The organism is Streptomyces longwoodensis (assembly GCF_001514125.1).
In the GTDB taxonomy this organism is placed as follows: domain Bacteria; phylum Actinomycetota; class Actinomycetes; order Streptomycetales; family Streptomycetaceae; genus Streptomyces; species Streptomyces longwoodensis.
On record NZ_KQ948555.1, the window covers coordinates 282508 to 301801 of the forward strand.

At 73.2% G+C, this 19294-nt stretch carries 18 protein-coding genes; 13 read left to right on the plus strand and 5 right to left on the minus strand.

All coding sequences use genetic code 11. From position 1 onward, the window contains the following. The first annotated feature begins 89 nt into the window (after window positions 1-89). Complete coding sequence (locus tag AQJ30_RS21120) at window positions 90-1133, plus strand: zinc-dependent alcohol dehydrogenase family protein (protein ID WP_067236347.1); 1044 nt, start codon at window positions 90-92, stop codon at window positions 1131-1133. 46 nt (window positions 1134-1179) lie between these two features. On the opposite strand, the gene AQJ30_RS21125 is transcribed toward AQJ30_RS21120, so the two are convergent. Further along, window positions 1180-1665, minus strand: coding sequence for a carboxymuconolactone decarboxylase family protein (locus AQJ30_RS21125; protein WP_067236595.1), 486 nt, complete (start codon window positions 1663-1665; stop codon window positions 1180-1182). 186 nt (window positions 1666-1851) lie between these two features. Here AQJ30_RS21125 and AQJ30_RS21130 point away from each other — a divergent pair, with 186 nt between their 5' ends. Beyond that, entirely contained in the window at window positions 1852-2811 is a 960-nt protein-coding gene (locus tag AQJ30_RS21130) for an RNA polymerase sigma-70 factor (RefSeq protein WP_067236348.1), read from the plus strand. A gap of 42 nt (window positions 2812-2853) precedes the next feature. On the opposite strand, the gene AQJ30_RS21135 is transcribed toward AQJ30_RS21130, so the two are convergent. Together AQJ30_RS21135 and AQJ30_RS21140 are read right to left on the minus strand one after the other, a co-directional pair. Beyond that, on the minus strand, window positions 2854-3054 hold the full coding sequence (locus AQJ30_RS21135; RefSeq protein WP_067236351.1) for a helix-turn-helix transcriptional regulator: 201 nt from the start codon (window positions 3052-3054) through the stop codon (window positions 2854-2856). A gap of 336 nt (window positions 3055-3390) precedes the next feature. Next, window positions 3391-4308 carry a sugar phosphate isomerase/epimerase family protein gene (locus AQJ30_RS21140; protein WP_067236353.1) on the minus strand — a complete coding sequence of 306 codons (918 nt, stop codon included), beginning with the start codon at window positions 4306-4308 and terminating at the stop codon, window positions 3391-3393. Window positions 4309-4484: 176 nt separating this feature from the next. Here AQJ30_RS21140 and iolC point away from each other — a divergent pair, with 176 nt between their 5' ends. From iolC to mmsA, 5 genes are all read left to right on the plus strand, one after another. Continuing rightward, complete coding sequence (iolC, locus tag AQJ30_RS21145; protein WP_067236356.1) at window positions 4485-5435, plus strand: 5-dehydro-2-deoxygluconokinase; 951 nt, start codon at window positions 4485-4487, stop codon at window positions 5433-5435. Between the two features lie 122 nt (window positions 5436-5557). Further along, window positions 5558-6442, plus strand: coding sequence for a Cgl0159 family (beta/alpha)8-fold protein (locus AQJ30_RS21150; RefSeq protein WP_067236598.1), 885 nt, complete (start codon window positions 5558-5560; stop codon window positions 6440-6442). Between the two features lie 7 nt (window positions 6443-6449). Next, a complete protein-coding gene (gene iolB / locus AQJ30_RS21155; RefSeq protein ID WP_067236358.1) occupies window positions 6450-7262 on the plus strand; it encodes a 5-deoxy-glucuronate isomerase in 813 nt (270 codons plus the stop codon). Next, window positions 7259-9136 (plus strand): 3D-(3,5/4)-trihydroxycyclohexane-1,2-dione acylhydrolase (decyclizing), encoded by a 1878-nt coding sequence (gene iolD, locus AQJ30_RS21160; protein ID WP_067236361.1) that lies wholly within the window; start codon window positions 7259-7261, stop codon window positions 9134-9136. The genes iolB and iolD overlap by 4 nt, the downstream gene beginning before the upstream one ends. 14 nt (window positions 9137-9150) lie before the next feature. Further along, window positions 9151-10653 carry a CoA-acylating methylmalonate-semialdehyde dehydrogenase gene (gene mmsA, locus AQJ30_RS21165; RefSeq protein ID WP_067236363.1) on the plus strand — a complete coding sequence of 501 codons (1503 nt, stop codon included), beginning with the start codon at window positions 9151-9153 and terminating at the stop codon, window positions 10651-10653. Window positions 10654-10710: 57 nt separating this feature from the next. Here mmsA and AQJ30_RS21170 read toward each other — a convergent pair whose 3' ends face one another. Then, on the minus strand, window positions 10711-11583 hold the full coding sequence (locus AQJ30_RS21170) for an SCO4651 family lipoprotein (RefSeq protein ID WP_067236366.1): 873 nt from the start codon (window positions 11581-11583) through the stop codon (window positions 10711-10713). Between the two features lie 276 nt (window positions 11584-11859). Here AQJ30_RS21170 and AQJ30_RS21175 point away from each other — a divergent pair, with 276 nt between their 5' ends. The 3 genes from AQJ30_RS21175 (at window position 11860) to AQJ30_RS21185 (ending at window position 16885) form a co-directional block, all read left to right on the plus strand. Beyond that, entirely contained in the window at window positions 11860-13260 is a 1401-nt protein-coding gene (locus AQJ30_RS21175; protein WP_067236369.1) for an APC family permease, read from the plus strand. Between the two features lie 131 nt (window positions 13261-13391). Then, on the plus strand, window positions 13392-16034 hold the full coding sequence (locus AQJ30_RS21180; protein ID WP_067236371.1) for an alpha/beta fold hydrolase: 2643 nt from the start codon (window positions 13392-13394) through the stop codon (window positions 16032-16034). Beyond that, window positions 16031-16885: an ABC transporter permease gene (locus tag AQJ30_RS21185; protein WP_067236374.1), complete on the plus strand. Its 855-nt coding sequence runs from the start codon at window positions 16031-16033 to the stop codon at window positions 16883-16885. Before AQJ30_RS21180 ends, AQJ30_RS21185 begins: the two co-directional genes overlap by 4 nt. A gap of 59 nt (window positions 16886-16944) precedes the next feature. Here the strand turns inward: AQJ30_RS21185 and AQJ30_RS21190 are convergent, their stop codons facing one another. Further along, window positions 16945-17334 carry a rodlin gene (locus tag AQJ30_RS21190; protein WP_067236377.1) on the minus strand — a complete coding sequence of 130 codons (390 nt, stop codon included), beginning with the start codon at window positions 17332-17334 and terminating at the stop codon, window positions 16945-16947. Window positions 17335-17579: 245 nt separating this feature from the next. Here AQJ30_RS21190 and AQJ30_RS21195 point away from each other — a divergent pair, with 245 nt between their 5' ends. The 3 genes from AQJ30_RS21195 to AQJ30_RS21205 form a co-directional block, all read left to right on the plus strand. Continuing rightward, a complete protein-coding gene (locus AQJ30_RS21195) occupies window positions 17580-17969 on the plus strand; it encodes a rodlin (RefSeq protein WP_067236380.1) in 390 nt (129 codons plus the stop codon). Window positions 17970-18231: 262 nt separating this feature from the next. Beyond that, window positions 18232-18459 carry a chaplin ChpD gene (gene chpD / locus AQJ30_RS21200; RefSeq protein ID WP_067236381.1) on the plus strand — a complete coding sequence of 76 codons (228 nt, stop codon included), beginning with the start codon at window positions 18232-18234 and terminating at the stop codon, window positions 18457-18459. Window positions 18460-18561: 102 nt separating this feature from the next. Beyond that, the coding region (locus AQJ30_RS21205; protein ID WP_245727001.1) for a chaplin at window positions 18562-19294 on the plus strand (733 nt) is incomplete at its 3' end.

The window sequence follows — 19294 nt, forward strand, 5'->3', positions numbered from 1 at the left end:
CTGGCCCCGGCGGGTCCCTGCCTCCGCCGTCGCGCCCCCGTCGGCGATGATCTGCGGACACGGGACGGCGTGGCCGAGAGGAGCCGGGGATGCGCGCGGTGGTGTTCGAGCGGTACGGGGAGCCGGCCGAGGTGCGGGAGGTGCCCGACCCCCGGCCCGCCGACCACGGTGTGGTGGTGCGGGTGGAGGCGACCGGGCTGTGCCGCAGCGACTGGCACGGCTGGAAGGGCCACGACCCGGACATCACCCTCCCGCACGTCCCGGGACACGAACTCGCCGGGGTGGTCGAGGAGGTGGGTGCCCGGGTCACCGGCTGGCGGCCCGGGGACCGGGTGACGGTGCCGTTCGTATGCGGCTGCGGGAGCTGCCCGTCCTGCGCGGCCGGCGACCACCAGGTGTGCGAGCGCCAGACCCAGCCCGGCTTCACCCACTGGGGGTCCTTCGCGCAGTACGTGGCGCTGGACCACGCCGACGTGAACCTGGTCGCCGTGCCGGACGACCTGTCGTACGCGACGGCGGCCTCGCTGGGCTGCCGGTTCGCCACCGCGTTCCGGGCCGTGGTGCAGCAGGGCCGGGTCGCGGCGGGGGAGTGGGTCGCGGTGCACGGCTGCGGCGGGGTGGGACTGAGCGCGGTGATGATCGCGGCGGCCTCCGGGGCGCGGGTGGTCGCCGTGGACGTGTCGCCGGAGGCGCTGGAGCTGGCGCGCGCGTTCGGTGCGGCGCAGTGCGTGGACGGGACGGCGGCACCGGACACCGCGGCCGCCGTCCGTGAGCTGACCGGCGGCGGGGCCCACCTCTCCCTGGACGCGCTGGGTTCGCCCGCGACCTGTGCCGCGTCCGTGGCCGGCCTGCGCCGCCGGGGCCGGCACGTCCAGGTGGGATTGCTCCCGTCGGCCGACGGCACGACCCCGGTCCCCATGGCCCGCGTGATCGCCCTGGAACTGGAGATCCTGGGCAGCCACGGCATGGCCGCGCACACCTACCCGCCGATGCTGGAGGCGGTGCGGGCCGGTGCGCTGCGCCCCGACCTGCTGGTCACCTCGACGATCACCCTGGACGCCGTACCCGACGCACTGGCCGCGATGGGGACGGCGCCCGGAGCGGGAGTGACCGTCATCGAACCCTGGAGCTGACGGGGCACCGGAGCCCGCGCGCACTCCCCGCACGCGCCGCGTTCCCTCAGCCGGCCGCGGCCGCGAACTGGCCGGCCTCGTAGGAGCCGCCCTTCTGGTGGACGATCACGGCGAGGCGGTTGGCCGCGTTGATCAGGGCGACCAGACAGACCAGGGCGGCCACCTGGTCGTCGTCGTAGTGCGTGCGCACCTGCTCCCACGTCTCGTCGGACACGCCCGCGTGGGCGTCGGCGAGACGGCTGCCCTCCTCGGCGAGCGCGAGCGCGGCCCGCTCGGCCTCGGTGAACACCGTGGACTCGCGCCAGGTGGCGACCAGGTGCAGCCGGACCGCGCTCTCCCCGGCCGCCGCGGCCTCCTTGGTGTGCATGTCGACGCACCAGCCGCAGCCGTTGATCTGGCTGGCGCGCAGCGACACCAGTTCCTGGGTGGAGCGCGGCAGCGACGACCGGTGGATCACGAGGCCCGCGTTGGCGAACCGCTGGGTGAACCGGTTGGCGACGTCGTTCTCGAACAGGTTGAACCGGGCGTCCATGATGCCGTCCTCCTCGTGGTGGCGCACCGACGGTGGCGCACTGACGCACACCAGACGCCGGCGGCCCGCGCCCCGTGACGGACCGGGATCGTGACCTGTGTCACCGCGCCCGGCTGTCACACGGGCGCGGCGGGCGGCGTCTTGTGCGCGGGGGAGCGGGGACGGACGACCAGACGGGAGCAGCCGGTGACGAGCGGGAACGACGACCACGCACGGGACACGACCGGGCCGGGGGACCAGCGCGCCCGTGCCGGACGCACGGACCCCGCCACCGAGGCGTTCCTCGCCCACCGCAACCTGCTCTTCACCGTCGCCTACGAGATGCTGGGCTCGGCCGCCGACGCGGAGGACGTCCTGCAGGAGACCTGGCTGCGCTGGACCGGCGTCGACCGAGCCGCGGTGCGCGACGAGCGGGCGTACCTGGTGCGGATCACCACGCGCCAGGCCCTGACCCGGCTGCGAACCCTCGGCCGCCGTAAGGAGTCCTACGTCGGTTCCTGGCTCCCCGAACCGCTGCTCACCGCGCCGGACGTGGCGGAGGACGTGATGCTGGCCGACAGCGTCTCGATGGCGATGCTGCTGGTGCTGGAGACGCTGGCACCGACCGAGCGGGCGGTGTTCGTGCTGCGCGAGGTGTTCGCCCTGGGCTACGACGAGATCGCCGGGGCCGTGGACCGGAGCCCGGCCGCGGTCCGGCAGATCGCCCACCGGGCCCGGGCCCACGTGGCCGCCCGCCGCCCGCGGGGGACGGTGTCGCCGGCCGAGACCCGCTCGGCGCTCGACGCGTTCCAGCGGGCGGTGGAGACGGGCGACCTCCAGGGCCTGCTCGACGTCCTCGCACCGGACGTGGTCCTCGTCGGCGACGGCGGTGGCGTCAAGCAGGCCGTCCTGGTGCCGGTGCCGGGCGCGGACAGGGTGGCCCGGCTGCTCCTCGCCGGGCTGGGCAGGGTCGCCGGCAGGTCGGCGCTGCGCCGGACCCTGGTCAACGGCCGGCCGGCGCTGGTGATGTACCTGGACGGCGAGCTCGACACCGTGCTGGCGGTGCGCATGGACGACGGCCTGATCACCGGCCTGTACGCGGTCCGCAACCCCGAGAAGCTGTCCCGCATGGAGTCAGGGACGGCCCTGAGCCGTCAGGCCGGGTGAGGCCTGGGCCCGGGCCGTCCCGGAACGGCGTCCGCCACCGGCTCAGTTGTCCCTACGCCCCCGGTTGCCCGGGCGGGAGGCGACCCACGCGCGGACGGTGTCGGCGTACCAGTAGGGTTTGCCGCCCTCCACGTGGTCGGGTGGGGGCAGCAGGCCGTGCTTGCGGTAGGACCGCACGGTGTCCGGCTGGACCCGGATGTGTGCCGCGATCTCCTTGTAGGACCAGAGCCTTCGGTCGCTCATGAGTCGCACCTCCCTGCGTGCGCGGGCGGCGGCCGGGAGGCCGCCGGGGGGAGCCCGGCGCAGCGCCGTCGATCACCCGGCGGTGATCACGACCTTCGTGCCCGGTGAACGACCCCCGGTGACCCCGCGCAAGCACCTGTCGACACGCGGTGACACAAGACCCGCGTTCACACGACACTTGTGACAGAAGCGGGGTGTTTGTGACGCGAGCGTCACTCCTGTCCGCAGGACTTGGAAGGGGCGCGGGGAACTGCGCGACCGACCCCCACGCACCCGCACCCGGCGCCACACAGCACCCGGCACCCCCCGACCCGTCCCTGCCGAACCGCCGGAGGCCTACGCCCCGCAGGACCGCAGGAACGCCCGCGTCCGGACCGCGATCGGCAGCGGCCGGTCCGGCTCGCACGGGTACATGTCCTGCTCCACGATCGCGAACAGGTCCACGTCCAGCCGCTGCGCGGCCTCCAGCACGGGCCCCAGCTCCGGCACCCCCGACGGCGGCTCGCACATCACGCCCTGGGCGACGGCCGGCCCGAACGGCGTCCCCTTGGCCCGCACGTCGGCCAGGACCTCCGGGTCGACCTGCTTGAGGTGCAGGTAGCCGATGCGCTCGCCGTAGGTCTCGATGAGCTTGACGCTGTCGCCGCCGCAGTAGGCGTAGTGCCCGGTGTCCAAGCACAGCGACACCAGGTCGGGGTCGGTGCCGTCGAGGAGGCGGACCACGTTCTCCTCGGTGTCGACGTGGGTGTCCGCGTGCGGGTGGACCACGATCCGCAGCCCGTACCGCTCGCGCACCTCCCGGCCCAGCCGCTCGGTCAGCGAGGTGAGGTCGCGCCACTGCGCGGGCGTCAGCGTGGCCGGCTCCAGCACCTCACCGGTTTTGTCGTCCCGCCAGAAGGACGGGATGACCACCAGGTGGGACGCGCCCATCGCCCGGGTCAGCGCCGCGATGTCCGCAACGTGCGCCCAGGTCTTCTCCCAGACGGCCTCGCCGTGGTGCAGCCCGGTGAAGACCGTGCCGGCCGACACCTTCAGGCCACGCCGGGCGGTCTCCTCGGTCAGGACGGCGGGATCGGTCGGCAGGTACCCGTACGGGCCCAGCTCGATCCACTCGTAGCCGGACTGCGCCACCTCGTCGAGGAAGCGCTGCCAGGGCACCTGGGCGGGGTCGTCCGGGAACCAGACGCCCCAGCTGTCGGGGGCCGAACCGATCCGGATGCGGGACAGTGAGGGCTGCGGTGACAACGGCGTCATGGCCGTCAGCGTGCGGTCTTCCCCGAGGGGTGTCAAGGGCTGGTCCGAATGTCTGGACAAAACATTGACAGGGCTCGGTCGGCGGGGCTAGAAAGCCGTGAGAGCCGGTACGGGGTACCTCCCCCTGGAGACCACCCGGCCACGGACCGGGAGCGTCCTGACGTGAAGGGAACTCGATGGCGTACGACCTGATCACCATGGGGCGGATCGGAGTGGACCTCTATCCGCTGCAGACGGGTGTCCCGCTCCCGCAGGTCACGTCGTTCGGGAAGTTCCTGGGCGGCTCGGCGACCAACGTCGCGGTGGCCGCGGCCCGCCTCGGGCACGAGGTCGCCGTCATCACCCGCACCGGCGACGACCCCTTCGGCACCTACCTGCACGAGGCCCTGCGCGGCTTCGGCGTCGACGACCGCTGGGTCACCGCCGTGCCCGGGCTGCCCACCCCGGTGACCTTCTGCGAGGTCTTCCCGCCGGACGACTTCCCGCTGTACTTCTACCGGCAGCCCAAGGCCCCCGACCTGGAGATCGACGCCCACGACCTCGACCTGGACGCCGTCCGCGACGCCCGGGTCTTCTGGGTGACCGGCACCGGCCTGAGCGAGGAGCCGAGCCGTACGGCGACGCTGGCGGCGCTCGCCCACCGCGCCCGGTCCGGCACGACGGTCTTCGACCTCGACTGGCGGCCCATGTTCTGGCGGGACCCGGAGTCGGCCCGCCCCTTCTACGCCGAGGCGCTGCGCCACACCACCGTCGCCGTCGGCAACCTCGACGAGGTCGAGGTGGCCACCGGGGTGCGCGAACCGCACGCCGCCGCCCGCGCCCTGCTGGACGCCGGCGTCGAGCTGGCCGTCGTCAAGCAGGGGCCCAAGGGCGTCCTCGCCGTCAGCCGTACGGGGGAGTCCGCCGAGGTCCCGCCGCTGCCGGTGACCGTGCTCAACGGCCTCGGCGCGGGCGACGCGTTCGGCGGCTCCCTCTGCCACGGCCTGCTCGCGGGCTGGGACCTGGAGAAGACCATGCGCCACGCCAACGCGGCGGGGGCCATCGTGGCCTCCCGCCTGGAGTGCTCCTCGGCGATGCCCACCGTCGGCGAGATCGAGGCCGCGGTCGCGGCGGGAGCGGTGCTGTGAGGGCCGGCCGCGTGGAAGGCACCACGCCGGGCCACGCCTCCACCGCCGCCCCCGCCCCCGCCCCCGCCTCTGCCCCCGCCCCCAGCTCCACCCCCACTTCCACCGCCGCCGACATCCCCCCGGTGGACGTCGCCGAGCTGGTCCGGCTGCGCACCCGGCACCCCGAGGCGATCGCCGAGGCCGCCGCCCGTCGCACGCGGCGCCCGCTGCTCGGGCCGTCCGGCCGGCTGATGATCCTCGCCGCCGACCACCCGGCCCGCGGCGCCCTCGGCGTCGGGGACCGCAAGTTCGCCATGGCCAACCGCGCCGACCTGCTGCGGCGGCTGTGCCTGGCACTGTCCCGCCCCGGTGTGGACGGCGTGCTCGCGACCGCCGACATCCTGGACGACCTGCTGCTGCTCGGCGCGCTGGACGGCAAGGTCGTGATGGGCTCGATGAACCGGGGCGGCCTGCAAGGGGCCTCGTTCGAACTGGACGACCGCTTCACCGGCCACCGCCCCGAGGACCTCGCGCGCCTCGGCTTCGACGCGGGCAAACTGCTGCTGCGCATCGACTACGACGACCCGGGCTCGCTGAACACGCTGGAGTCCACCGCCCGGGCCGTCGACGAGATGGCCGCGCGCCGACTGCCCCTGTTCGTCGAGCCGTTCATCAGCCGGCGCGGCCCGGACGGCAGGCTGCGCAACGACCTGTCGGCCGAGGCCGTCACCCGCTCCATCGCCATCGCCTCGGGCCTGGGCGGCAGTTCGGCCTACACCTGGCTGAAGGTGCCGGTCACCGAGAACCCGGACGACATGGCCGAGGTGATGGCGGCCTCGACGCTGCCCGCCGTCCTCCTCGGCGGTGACATAGGGGACGCCGCCGGGAACCAGGCCGCCGCCTACGAGAAGTGGCGCGGCGCGCTCCACCTCCCCACCGTGCGCGGCCTGGTCGTCGGCCGGTCGCTGCTGTACCCGGCCGACGGGGACGTGGCCGCCGCCGTGGACACCGCCGTCGGACTGCTGTGAGGGCCGTATGAGCACCGAGTTGTACCTTCCGCGCGGCAGTGCCGCCGACGGGTCCTACGCGCTCGACGTCGGCCCCGAGCGCGCCGGCTGGGCCCACAGCGCCCTGCGGGTGGTGGAGCTGGAGCCGGGGGGTACCCACACCTTCACCAGCGCCGGCAGCGAGTGGATCGTGCTTCCGCTGCGGGGCGGCTGTACGGTGCGCACAGAGGGCCACGAGTTCCAACTCCTGGGCCGGGACAGCGTGTTCGCCGGAGTCTCGGACTTCGCGTACGTGCCCCGGGACGCCCGGGTCCAGATCGCCTCCGGCGCGGGAGGCCGCTTCGCCCTGGCAGGAGCGAAGTGCGAGCGACGACTCCCCGCCCGCTACGGCCCCGCGCCGGAGGTCCCCGTCGAACGGCGGGGGAGCGGCACCTGCGAGCGGCACGTCCGCAACTTCGCCTCCGCGGACGCCTTCGACTGCGACAAGCTGATCGCGGTCGAGGTGGTCACGCCCGGCGGCAACTGGTCGTCGTACCCGCCGCACAAACACGACGAGGACCGGCCCGGCGAGGAGTCACGGCTGGAGGAGATCTACTACTTCGAGATCGACGGCCCGGGCGGCTTCGGCTACCAGCGCGTGTCCCCCTCCCGCGAGGGCGGCGCCGACGTCCTGGCCGAGGTCCGCTCCGGCGACGCGGTCCTCGTCCCCGACGGCTGGCACGGCCCGTCGATCGCCCAGCCCGGCCACGACATGTACTACCTCAACGTCATGGCGGGCCCCGGCGCCACCCGCGAGTGGCGGATCTGCTTCCACCCGGACCACACGGAGGGGTACCGATGACCACCCGTCTGACCGTCGCACAAGCGCTGGTCCGCTTCCTCGCCGCGCAGTACACCGAGCGCGACGGCGAGCGCCGCCGGCTGATCGGCGCGACCTGGGGCATCTTCGGCCACGGCAACGTCGCCGGCCTCGGCCAGGCGCTGGTGGAGTACGCCGACGTGATGCCGTACCACCAGGGCCGCAACGAGCAGTCGATGGTGCACGCGGCCGTCGGCTACGCCCGCCAGTCGAACCGGCTGTCCACGCACGCGGTGACGACGTCGATCGGCCCGGGCGCGACCAACCTGGTCACCGGCGCGGCCCTCGCCACCGTCAACCACCTGCCCGTCCTCCTGCTGCCCGGCGACACCTTCGCGACCCGCCCCGCGGACCCGGTGCTCCAGCAGCTGGAGGTGCCGTACGCGGGGGACGTGTCGGTCAACGACGCCCTGCGCCCGGTCTCGCGCTACTTCGACCGGGTCACGCGTCCGGAGGCCCTGATACCGGCGGCCCTGCAGGCCGTGCGGGTGCTGACCGACCCGGTGGAGACGGGCGCGGTCACCCTCGCCCTGCCGCAGGACGTCCAGGCGGAGGCGTACGACTGGCCGGACGACTTCTTCGCCGAGCGGACCTGGACGGTGCGCCGCCCGGGCGCCGACCCGGCCGAGCTCGCCGAGGCGGTAAGGGCCCTGCGCGCCGCGCGGCGCCCGCTGGTCGTCGCGGGCGGCGGGGTCCACCACAGCCGCGCCGAGGAGGCGCTCGCCGCCTTCGCGGGGGCCACCGGCATCCCGGTCGCCTCCACCCAGGCCGGCAAGGGCTCGCTGCGCCACGACCACCCGCAGGACGTCGGCGCCGTCGGGCACACCGGCACCGCCACCGCCGACGAACTCGCCCGCACCGCCGACCTGGTGATCGGCGTCGGCACCCGCTGGACCGACTTCACCACCGCCTCCGGCACCCTCTTCGCCCACCCGGACGTGCGCTTCGTCAACCTCAACATCGCCTCCTTCGACGGCCACAAGCTCTCCGGCACCCCCTTGGTCGCGGACGCCCGCAGCGGCCTGGAGGCGCTGACCGAGGCGCTCCTCGGGCACGGCCACCGGGTCGCGGACTCCTACGTCGCCGAGTACACCGAGGACAAGGCCCGCTGGGAGCAGCGCGTCGACGCCTGCTACGCGGCCGAGGAGCCGGACGCACGCCCCACGCAGCCGCAGGTGCTCGGCGCGCTGGACGCGCTCGTGGACGAGTCGGACGTCCTGATCAACGCGGCCGGCTCGCTCCCCGGCGACCTGCACAAGCTGTGGCGGGCGCGCTCGCGGGACCAGTACCACCTGGAGTACGGCTACTCCTGCATGGGCTACGAGATCCCCGCCGCGATCGGCGTGAAGCTGGCCGCCCCCGAGCGGAACGTGTGGGCGCTGGTCGGCGACGGCACGTACCTGATGATGCCCACGGAGATCGTCACGGCCGTGCAGGAGGGCGTCGCGATCAAGGTGCTGCTCCTGCAGAACCACGGGTACGCCTCCATCGGGGGCCTGTCCGAGGAGACCGGCGGCGAGCGCTACGGCACCGCCTACCGCTACCGGGCGGCCGACGGCACCTTCTCCGGGGAGCCGCTGCCCGTCGACCTCGCCGCCAACGCCGCCAGCCTCGGCATGCGGGTGCTGCGCGCGCGGACCGTGCGCGACCTGCGCGCGGCGCTCGCCGAGGCGCGCGCCGCCGACACTCCCACTTGTGTCTACGTGGAGACCGAAACGGCAGACACTGTGTCGGGCGCGCCTCCGGCCCAGGCCTGGTGGGATGTTCCTGTGGCCGAGACCGCGACCCGACCGTCGGCGGTCAAGGCCCGTGAGCTGTACGAACGGCACGTCTCGACCCGACGCCGCCATCTGTGAAGGAGCAACTGGGCATGACGAAGATCGTCAACCACTGGATCGGCGGCAAGTCCGTCGACGGCGCGTCGGGCACGTTCGGGCCGGTCACCGACCCGGCGACCGGCGCGGTCACCACCAAGGTCGCCTTCGCGAGCGTCGACGAGGTGGACGCCGCCGTCGCGGCCGCCAAGGACGCCTTCGCGACCTGGGGCCAGTCCTCGCTGGCCCGGCGCACCGAGATCCTGTTCCGGTTCCGGGCGCTGCTGGACGCCCACCGCGACGAGATCGCCGAGCTGATCACCGCCGAGCACGGCAAGGTGCACTCGGACGCGCTCGGCGAGGTGGCCCGCGGCCTGGAGATCGTCGACCTGGCCTGCGGCATCAGCGTCCAGCTGAAGGGCGAGCTGTCCACCCAGGTCGCCACCCGCGTCGACGTGGCCGGGATCCGCCAGCCGCTCGGGGTCGTCGCGGGCATCACGCCGTTCAACTTCCCGGCGATGGTGCCGATGTGGATGTTCCCGATCGCGATCGCGTGCGGCAACACCTTCGTGCTGAAGCCGTCCGAGAAGGACCCGTCGGCGTCGGTGCGCCTCGCCGAGCTGCTCGCCGAGGCCGGGCTGCCGGACGGGGTGTTCAACGTCGTGCACGGCGACAAGGTGGCCGTCGACCGGCTCCTGGAACACCCGGACGTCAAGGCGGTGTCGTTCGTCGGCTCCACCCCGATCGCCCGCTACATCCACACCACCGCCTCCGCCAACGGCAAGCGCGTGCAGGCCCTCGGCGGCGCCAAGAACCACATGCTGGTGCTGCCGGACGCCGACCTGGACGCGGCGGCCGACGCGGCCGTCTCGGCGGCCTACGGCTCGGCCGGCGAGCGCTGCATGGCGATCTCCGCCGTGGTCGCCGTGGGCGCGGTCGGCGACGAGCTGGTGCAGAAGATCCGCGAGCGCGCCGAGAAGATCACCATCGGCCCCGGCAACGACCCGGCCTCCGAGATGGGCCCGCTCATCACCCGGGCCCACCGCGACAAGGTGGCCTCCTACGTCGAGGGCGCGGCCGCCGACGGCGCCGAGGTCGTCCTGGACGGCACCGGCCACACCGTGGAGGGCTTCGAGGACGGCCACTGGATCGGCATCTCGCTGCTGGACAAGGTGCCGACCAGCGCCAAGGCCTACCAGGACGAGATCTTCGGCCCGGTGCTGTGCGTGCTGCGCGTCGACACCTACGAGGAGGGGGTCGCGCTGATCAACGCGTCGCCCTTCGGCAACGGCACCGCGATCTTCACCCGGGACGGCGGCGCGGCCCGCCGCTTCCAGCTGGAGGTCGAGGCCGGCATGGTCGGCGTGAACGTGCCGATCCCGGTCCCCGTCGGCTACCACAGCTTCGGCGGCTGGAAGGACTCGCTCTTCGGCGACCACCACATCTACGGCAACGACGGCACGCACTTCTACACCCGCGGCAAGGTCGTCACCACCCGCTGGCCCGACCCGTCCGAGGCCCCGGCGGGCGTGGACCTGGGCTTCCCGCGCAACCACTGACCCCACGGCGGCGGTGCGCCGCTCCACCCCGCGGGGGAGGAGCGGCGCACCGGCGTGTCACTGGCCGAGCGCCTTGTCCCGCTGCGCCCGGACCTGCTCGGTCAGGTCGGCGGTGTCGGAGGCGGGCGGCGCCGTGATCGGCCGGGCCGCGCCGAACTTCAGGAAGTCGATGGTCACGTCCATGCCCGCGCCGCTCTGCTTGACCCGCACGGGCAGGTCCTTGCCGTCGACCCAGACGTCGTAGGTGACCCTGCCGCCGCCGGCCTGCAGGGCACCCAGGGCTGCCTTCTTCTCGGCCGGGGTCAGCTTCGAGCCGTTGATCTGCTCGGCGCCGACGCTGCCCCGGTAGTGCTCGGCCGTCCGGCCGAGGACCTTCTCCTCGCCGAGGTCCTTCACGTCCTTGGACGCGCCGATGTAGCGCAGGCCCGTGGTCGGGTCGGCGTTGTCGGTGATGTTGTCCGCGCCGGCCTCGCCGACGACGGCCGAGACGTCGATGCGCATCCAGTGCTTGCCCTCGAGCGGGCCGCTCGGCTGCGGGTCGACGCCGTAGTAGTAGGCGCCGTCGACCATCTTGACCTGCGTCGTCGGGTCGTCCTGCACGGACGACATCTGGGCCGCCGCGGTGTCCATCAGGACGTCCATGGCGGCGCCGTCGCCCCAGGAGTAGGTGCCGTTCATGGTGACCGGCCGGCCGCCGGTCGCCGTCAGCGACGTCGTCGTGGCGACCTGCGCCGAGCCCGCCTGCGCGGTCCGGTCGGTCGCGCGGGTCAGCGCGGCCATGATCTGGCCGGAGCTCTTCCCGACGGCCGCCCCGGCCTTCCTGCCGGTGTCCTCCGCGGTGTCCTTCGCCGACCCGCCGCCGCACGCGGTCGTCGCCACCAGAGCCGCCGTGGCCATGCCCAGCCAGGCAGCCGTGTACCTCTGCCTCATGAGTCCCCCCTGCTGTGAACCGTCTGTGATCCCCGACTGTATCGGGCGCCACCGACCACCCGGCGGCCGGATTTTTCGTCCGCGCCCGCTGCGGTTCCCGCACGGCCCAACCCGCCGGGCCTCGCGGCCCCTCCTCGCCGGATACGCGATCAAAAGCGCCCGCTGCCTACGGATTCCGTAGGTAAACAGCTATTGACGTGGCGGTTTTCGTCGGGGTGTGATGCGGCATCGCCCCACTCATCGGAGGCATCCGCACGAGTCGATCGGAACCGCTTGATGACCGACACGCTCCGCCCCGTCGCCACCCCCGCAGCTCCGGCCCCGGACCCGGGCCCCCAGAAGCTCAAGCGTTCCATCGGCGTCGTCGGCGGCACCCTGCTGACGCTCTCCTGCGTGACCCCCGCCTCCACCCTGTTCGTCGTCGTCCCCGACCTGTTCGGCACGCTCGGCACCGCCACCGCCCTGACCATCGCGATCGGCTCCCTCCTCTGTATCGCCGTGGCGTTCTGTTACTCCGAGCTCGGCACCCTGATCCCCAGCGCCGGCGGCGAGTACGCGATGGTGTCCACGCTGGCCGGACGGCTCGCCGGCTGGCTGGTGTTCGTGCTCTCCCTGCTGGTGGTGATGATCGTCCCGCCGGTGATCGCGATGGGCACGGCGGACTACCTCGCCCCGATCGTCCACCTCGACCCGTCGATGACGGGCGCCGGCGTCATGCTCCTGGCCACCCTCGCCGGTCTGCTCGACCTGCGGGCCAACGCCTGGATCACCGGCATCTTCCTGGTCCTGGAGGTCATCGCGGCCGCCCTCGTCGCGGTGCTCGGCTTCTCCCACGGCCACCGGGGGATGGACAGCCTGGTGTCGATGGAGGTGGCCGGCGCGGACGGCCACGCGGACACCGTCACCGCGATGCTGGTCGTCTCGGGCCTGGCCATCGCCCTGTTCATCACCCAGGGCTTCTCGACCGCCGTCTACCTCTCCGAGGAGCTGGAGAACCCCCGCCGCTCCGTCGCCCGCACGGTCCTCGCCACCCTCGCCATCTCCTCGGTGATCATCCTGGTCCCGGTCGTCGCGATCACCCTGGGCGCCTCCGACCTCTCCGAACTGACCGGCGGCGACATCGGCTCCATGGTCACCGCCTGGTCCAACACCGCCGTCGGCACCTTCGTCAGCCTCTGCGTGGCCCTCGCGATCATCAACGCCGGCATCGTCATGGTCATCCAGAACTCCCGCGTCCTGTTCGCCTCGGCCCGCGACAAGGCGTGGCCCGAGCCCGTCAACGCCGTCTTCTCCAAGCTCGGCCGCTTCGGCTCCCCCTGGGTCGCCACGCTCGCCGTCGGCGTCCCCGGCGCGCTGCTCTGCTTCGTCAACCTGGACACCCTGTACGGCGTCACGGGCGTGTCCGTGACCGGCATGTACCTGCTGGTCGCGGTCGCCGCCCTGCTGTCCCGGCGCGGCGCCCACCGCCACACCGCCGCCTGGCGGATGCCGCTGTGGCCCGCCGTACCGGTGCTGCTGATCGTGGTCCTCGCCTACATCCTCACCCAGCAGGAGGCGGGCTACCTGCTGTGGACCGGCGGCATCACGGCGGTCGCGACCCTGTACTGGGCGCTGTACCTGCGCCCGCGCAAGGAGACCCGCTGGCTGGTGTCCCTGCCGGAGGACGAGCAGGGCTGAGCCCGCGGGGGCGGGCCCCTCGCGTACCGCGGACGCGGTACGCGACCGCCCCGCCGTACCCCGGTGGGAGGGCCCCCGGATCAGCCCCCGGTCGACACCGCCCCGACAGGTGCGGCCCGTACCGTTGACGCATGGATCTTCGACTGCCCCGGCTCCGGGCCCCGCGGCGGCCCCGGCGGCTGGTCGCCGCGGCGGCCGCGGTGGCCGTCCTCGCCGGCGCCGGGACGTGGACGGCCGTGGCGTCGGACGACCCGCCGCCGGTGCACCGCTCCGACCGGGTGCTGCCCGTCGACGGCGTGCGCCTGGACACCTCGTACTTCACGGCCGGCGGTCCGGGGCGCCGCCCGGCCGTCCTGCTCGGCCACGGCTTCGGCGGCAGCAAGGACGACGTCCGCGACCAGGCCGAGGACCTCGCCCGCGACGGCTACGCGGTGCTCACCTGGTCGGCCCGCGGCTTCGGCCGCTCCACCGGGAAGATCGGCCTGAACGACCCCTCCGGCGAGGTCGCCGACGTCTCGAAACTGATCGACTGGCTCGCCGGGCAGCCACAGGTCCAGCTGGACGCGGCCGGGGACCCACGGGTCGGCGTGACCGGCGCCTCCTACGGCGGGGCCGTCTCCCTGCTGGCCGCCGGGTACGACCACCGCGTCGACGCCATCGCCCCGGCGATCACCTACTGGAACCTCGCCGACGCGCTCTTCCCCGACGGCGTGTTCAAGAAGCTGTGGGCCGGCGTCTTCTTCAGCACCGGCGGCGGCTGCGCCCGCTTCGAGCCCGCGCTGTGCGCGATGTACCAGCGCGTCGCCGCGTCCGGCACCCCGGACGCCGCGGCGCGCCGGCTCCTCAGCGAGCGCTCGCCGTCCGCCGTCGCCGGCCGCATCAAGGTCCCCACCCTGCTGCTCCAGGGCCAGACCGACTCGCTGTTCCCCCTCACCCAGGCCGACGCCGCGCAGAAGGCGATCTCCGCCAACGGCGCGCCCGTCGACGTCGACTGGATCGCCGGCGGCCACGACGGCGGCGACCTGGAGACCGGCCGCGTCCGGGCCCGCGTCACCTCCTGGTTCGACCGCTACCTCAAGGGCGAGAAGAGCGCCGGCACCGGCCCCGCCTTCCGCGTCACCCGCACCGGGGGCGTCGACTCCACCGACGGCGCCGCCCTGCTGCGCGGCGCGAGCGCCGACCACTACCCCGGCCTGGACGGCGGTCCCCGCCCGGTCGCCCTGACCGGCGGCACCCAGCGCTTCGCCAACCCGGCCGGCGCCACCCCGCCCGCCGTGTCCGCCCTGCCCGGCCTCGGCGGCACCGGCGGCCTCGCCCAGCTCTCCTCCCTCGGCATCGGCGTCTCCCTCGACTTCCCCGGCCAGTACGCCGCGTTCGAGTCCGCGCCGGTCGCCGACGGCCTGCGCATCACCGGCTCCCCGACGGTCACCGTGCACGTCACGTCGACCAGCGAGGACGCCGTCCTCTTCGCCAAGGTCTACGACGTCGGCGAGGACCGCACCCGCCAGGTGCTGCCCGCCCAGCTGGTCACCCCGGTCCGCGTCGAGGGCGCCCGCGCCGGCAAGGACGTCACGCTCACGCTCCCGGCGATCGACCACGCGGTCGAGAAGGGCCACCGCCTGCGCCTGGTCCTCGCCTCCACCGACCTCGCCTACGCCTCCCCGACGGCCCCCGCCACGTACACCGTGTCCCTGAAGGGCGACCTGACGGTCCCGACCGCCACCGGAGTCACCACGGCCGCCGCCCCGCTGCCGTCCTGGGTGTGGTGGCTGCCGCTCACCGGGGCACTCCTCGCGCTCGGCCTGCTGCTCACGGCCCGCCGCCGCACCGCCGCCCCGGCCCCCGACCCCGCCCTGGCCGACGTCCCGCTCCGGATCACCGGCCTGAGCAAGAAGTACGCCAAGGGCGACCGCTACAGCGTGCGCGACCTGTCCTTCCGCGTGGAGAAGGGCCAGGTCCTCGGCCTGCTCGGCCCCAACGGCGCGGGCAAGACCACCACCCTGCGCATGCTGATGGGCCTGATCACCCCCGACGCGGGCGAGATCCGGGTCTTCGGCCACGTCATCCGCCCCGGCGCCCCGGTGCTGTCCCGGGTCGGCGCCTTCGTCGAGGGCGCGGGCTTCCTGCCGCACCTGTCCGGCCGGGAGAACCTGGAGCTGTACTGGCGGGCCACCGGCCGGCCGCCCGCCGACGCCCACCTCGACGATGCCCTGGAGATCGCCGGCCTCGGCGACGCGCTGGCCCGCGCGGTGCGCACGTACTCCCAGGGCATGCGCCAGCGCCTGGCCATCGCCCAGGCCATGCTGGGCCTGCCCGACCTGCTGATCCTCGACGAGCCGACCAACGGCCTCGACCCGCCCCAGATCCGCGAGATGCGCGAGGTGATGATCCGGTACGCGGCCGGCGGCCGCACGGTGATCGTCTCCAGCCACCTGCTGGCGGAGGTCGAGCAGTCCTGCACCCACCTGGTGGTCATGGACCGCGGCCGCCTCGTCCAGGCGGGCCCCGTCGGTGAGATCATCGGCGCGGGCGACACGCTCCTGGTGGGCACCGCCGCGCCCGTGGAGGACCCGGTGGTGGAGAAGGTCGTCGCGCTGCCGGGCGTCGCCTCGGCCGTGCGCGCCGACGGGGGCCTGCTGGTCCGCCTGGACGCCGACGGCACGGCCCCGCGCCTGGTCGCCGACCTGGTCCGCCTGGACGTGCCCGTGGCCTCGGTCGGCCCGCACCGCCGCCTGGAGGACGCCTTCCTCACCCTGATCGGAGGTTCCGCATGAGCACCCTCACCGAGGTCGCCTCCGGCTACCGCGCGGGCCGCACCCTGCCGCTGCGCGTGGAGCTGGTCCGCCAGCTCAAGCGGCGCCGCACGCTGGTCATGGGCGGCATCCTCGCCGTGCTGCCGTTCGTGCTGCTCGTCGCCTTCGCGATCGGCGGGGAGCCCGGCGGCCGCAACGGCCAGGTGACCCTGATGGACACGGCCACCGCGTCCGGCGCCAACTTCGCCGCGGTCAACCTGTTCGTCTCCGCGGGCTTCCTGCTGGTGATCCCGGTCGCCCTGTTCTGCGGCGACACGGTGGCCTCGGAGGCGAGCTGGTCGTCGCTGCGCTACCTGCTGGCGGCGCCCGTGCCCAGGGCCAGGCTGCTGTGGTCCAAGCTCGTGGTGGGCCTGGTGATGAGCCTCGCCGCGATGGTGCTGCTGCCGCTCGTCGCGCTCGCCGTGGGCACCGCGGCCTACGGCTGGGGCCCGCTCCAGCTGCCCACCGGCGGTGCGCTCGACGCGGGCACCGCCGCCCAGCGCCTGGTCGTGGTGGTGGCGTACGTCTTCGTGTCCCAGCTCGTCACCGCCGGGCTCGCGTTCTGGCTGTCGACCCGGACGGACGCCCCGCTCGGCGCGGTCGGCGGCGCGGTCGGGCTGACCATCGTCGGCAACGTCCTCGACGCGGTCACCGCGCTCGGCCACTGGCGCGACTTCCTGCCCGCGCACTGGCAGTTCGCCTGGGCGGACGCCGTCCAGCCCACCCCCGAGTGGTCCGGCATGATCCAGGGCACCGTCGTCTCCGTCACCTACGCCGCCGTCCTGTTCGCCCTGGCCTTCCGCCACTTCGCCCGCAAGGACGTCGTGTCCTGAGGGACGACGAAGGGCGGCCCGCCGGCGATGCCGGTGGGCCGCCCTTCGTCGCGCGTCGGCTACTGGCCGTTGGCGGAGAGGATCGACACGTCCTCCAGCAGGTGCGCCAGCGCGCCGTCGCGCTTGGACTGCGTGGAGTTCTCGGTGCACTGCTGGTCCAGGTCGTCCGACAGGATCGGCAGGTCGTTGATCGGGACGATGTTGAGGATCGGGACGGCGATGTCGTTCGCCGCGATGCACGGCTTGTTGAAGGAGCCCTGGATCAGCGCCATCTGCGGGCTCATGTTCCCGTACGTGGCCGAGTTGCCGAAGCTCTGCGCCGCGCCGTTCCCGTTGGACAGGGACGGCCCGGAGTCGTCACCGATCGCCATCGCCTGCGTGGCCGACGCAGCGGAGGCACCCACGATGGAAGCGGCGATCGCTGCAGTGGCAATAACCTTCTTGATCACTGACCAGTCCTTTCAGATGAAACCCCGTCCACCGGAGCCTCCTGGTCAACTGGGCGGGCGCCGTACGGTTTCTCACGGTCACCCTGTCGGCCGATAGCGAGACTGTTTGTGTGCTGGTCGTTCCGGATGATTTTCCGTCGGTTGGATGCGCTGCGGGCCAACCGGGTGAACACCCGCAACCAATCATCCGGCGCCGGGTTGATGTGGCCGTAGGGCATGTGTCGCTACGAGGAAAGGAACGCGAAGTGCTCAAGAAGGCAATGGTCGCCGCGGCGGCCGCCGTCTCTGTCATCGGTATGTCGGCGGCGGTCGCCCCCCAGGCTCTTGCCATCGGGGACGACTCCGGACCGTCCGTCGCCAACGGGAACGGCGCCTCGACGTCGTTCGGCAACTCGGCGACCAAGGGCGACATGAGCCCGCAGCTGTCGCTGGTCGAGGGCACGCTGAACAAGCCGTGCCTCGCCCTGGAGGACATCCAGGTCCCGATCATCAACATCGTGCCGATCAACGATGTGCCGATCCTGTCGGACGACCTGGACCAGCAGTGCTCCGACAACTCCACCAACGCCAAGCGCGACGGTGCGCTGTCGCACATCCTGGAGGACCTGTCGGTCCTGTCGGCGAACGGTCAGTAGACCCGTACCGCAGCCGCCCGGGCGGCCCGTCGGAGTTCCGGCGGGCCGCCCGGTCGTTTTTTCGGGAAGAGGCCTTTCTCCTACTGCGATCCGCCGATCATATGAAGGCGTTCGGGTGAATTCGGGGGCGACACGCGTTGGTGAGTTTCCTCGGCTGTCTATGACTCGTTTGCAGCCTGCAGGTCATGGTGCGAGCCTTTCCGGCTGTGCTCGCTCGGTTTCCTACCGTCATTCGATGCATGACCGCAGAGAAGGGAAAGTCATGAAGAAGAGCGCTGCTGTCGTCGCGGGCCTCGTCCTGGCTCTGGGTGGGGCCGCGCCGGCCTTCGCCGACGCCGGTGCCGAGGGGGCGGCCGTCGGGTCCCCCGGCGTCCTGTCGGGCAACGTGATCCAGGTCCCGGTCCACGTGCCGATCAACATCTGCGGCAACACGATCAACGTCATCGGTCTGCTGAACCCGGCGTTCGGCAACACCTGCGTCAACGACTGACGACGCCTCGACCAGCTCCGGCTGGGTCTGAGCCGGCCTTGGACACGTCACACGTCTCCGGGGCCGGCTTTTTCCACCTCTCCGAGCAGGAAGACCACGAGATTGCGACAGACCCTGAGCAGGGGAGTGGTCGCGGCAGCGGCCGCGACCGGCATCCTGACCCTGTGCGGCAGTTCCGCACTCGCCGACACGCAGGCGAACGGCGTCGCCGAAGGATCACCCGGCGTCCTGGCGGGCAACAACGTCGAGGTCCCCGTCGAGGTCCCGGTGAACGCCTGCGGCAACACCGTCGACCCGGCCGGCGCCCTCAACCCCGCGTTCGCCAACGCCTGCGCGCAGGCCGCCGCGGCACGCCACGCGACCCGCGGCTCCGACGACCTCGGTGACGCCTGGGGCCACGACCACCACGACTGGACCCACGGCGTCCCGCGCGTCCCGGCCGACGCTCCGAAGTCCGAGGACCAGGGCGGCGGCCACGACGCGTCCGGGTCGAAGGACCAGGGCGGCGGCCACGACGCGTCCGGGTCGAAGGACCAGGGCGGCGGCCACGACACGTCCGCGCCCCTGGACCAGGGCGGCGGCGGTCGCGACACCTCCGGCGGCGGCGAGTCGGGCCACGGCTCGGACGACGCGTCCACGTCGCCGGCGCCGAGCGGCGGTCACGCCACGTCCGGCGGCGACGAGGGCTACGGCTCCGACGACACCCCGAAGGGCCCCGGCAAGGGGTACGGCGACTCGGGTTACGGCTCCGACGACGCCTCGAAGGGCCCCGGCAAGGAGTACGGCGACTCGGGCCACGACTCGGGCTACGGCTCCGACGACACCCCCAAGTCCC

What these genes read in the sequence shown, in the direction of transcription:
- AQJ30_RS21120 (WP_067236347.1), top strand. Translation starts at nt 90, where the DNA reads ATGCGCGCGGTGGTGTTCGAGCGGTACGGGGAGCCGGCCGAGGTGCGG.
- AQJ30_RS21125 (WP_067236595.1), bottom strand. Translation starts at nt 1,665, where the DNA reads ATGGACGCCCGGTTCAACCTGTTCGAGAACGACGTCGCCAACCGGTTC.
- AQJ30_RS21135 (WP_067236351.1), bottom strand. Translation starts at nt 3,054, where the DNA reads ATGAGCGACCGAAGGCTCTGGTCCTACAAGGAGATCGCGGCACACATC.
- AQJ30_RS21140 (WP_067236353.1), bottom strand. Translation starts at nt 4,308, where the DNA reads ATGACGCCGTTGTCACCGCAGCCCTCACTGTCCCGCATCCGGATCGGT.
- iolC (WP_067236356.1), top strand. Translation starts at nt 4,485, where the DNA reads ATGGCGTACGACCTGATCACCATGGGGCGGATCGGAGTGGACCTCTAT.
- iolB (WP_067236358.1), top strand. Translation starts at nt 6,450, where the DNA reads ATGAGCACCGAGTTGTACCTTCCGCGCGGCAGTGCCGCCGACGGGTCC.
- iolD (WP_067236361.1), top strand. Translation starts at nt 7,259, where the DNA reads ATGACCACCCGTCTGACCGTCGCACAAGCGCTGGTCCGCTTCCTCGCC.
- mmsA (WP_067236363.1), top strand. Translation starts at nt 9,151, where the DNA reads ATGACGAAGATCGTCAACCACTGGATCGGCGGCAAGTCCGTCGACGGC.
- AQJ30_RS21170 (WP_067236366.1), bottom strand. Translation starts at nt 11,583, where the DNA reads ATGAGGCAGAGGTACACGGCTGCCTGGCTGGGCATGGCCACGGCGGCT.
- AQJ30_RS21175 (WP_067236369.1), top strand. Translation starts at nt 11,860, where the DNA reads ATGACCGACACGCTCCGCCCCGTCGCCACCCCCGCAGCTCCGGCCCCG.
- AQJ30_RS21180 (WP_067236371.1), top strand. Translation starts at nt 13,392, where the DNA reads ATGGATCTTCGACTGCCCCGGCTCCGGGCCCCGCGGCGGCCCCGGCGG.
- AQJ30_RS21185 (WP_067236374.1), top strand. Translation starts at nt 16,031, where the DNA reads ATGAGCACCCTCACCGAGGTCGCCTCCGGCTACCGCGCGGGCCGCACC.
- chpD (WP_067236381.1), top strand. Translation starts at nt 18,232, where the DNA reads ATGAAGAAGAGCGCTGCTGTCGTCGCGGGCCTCGTCCTGGCTCTGGGT.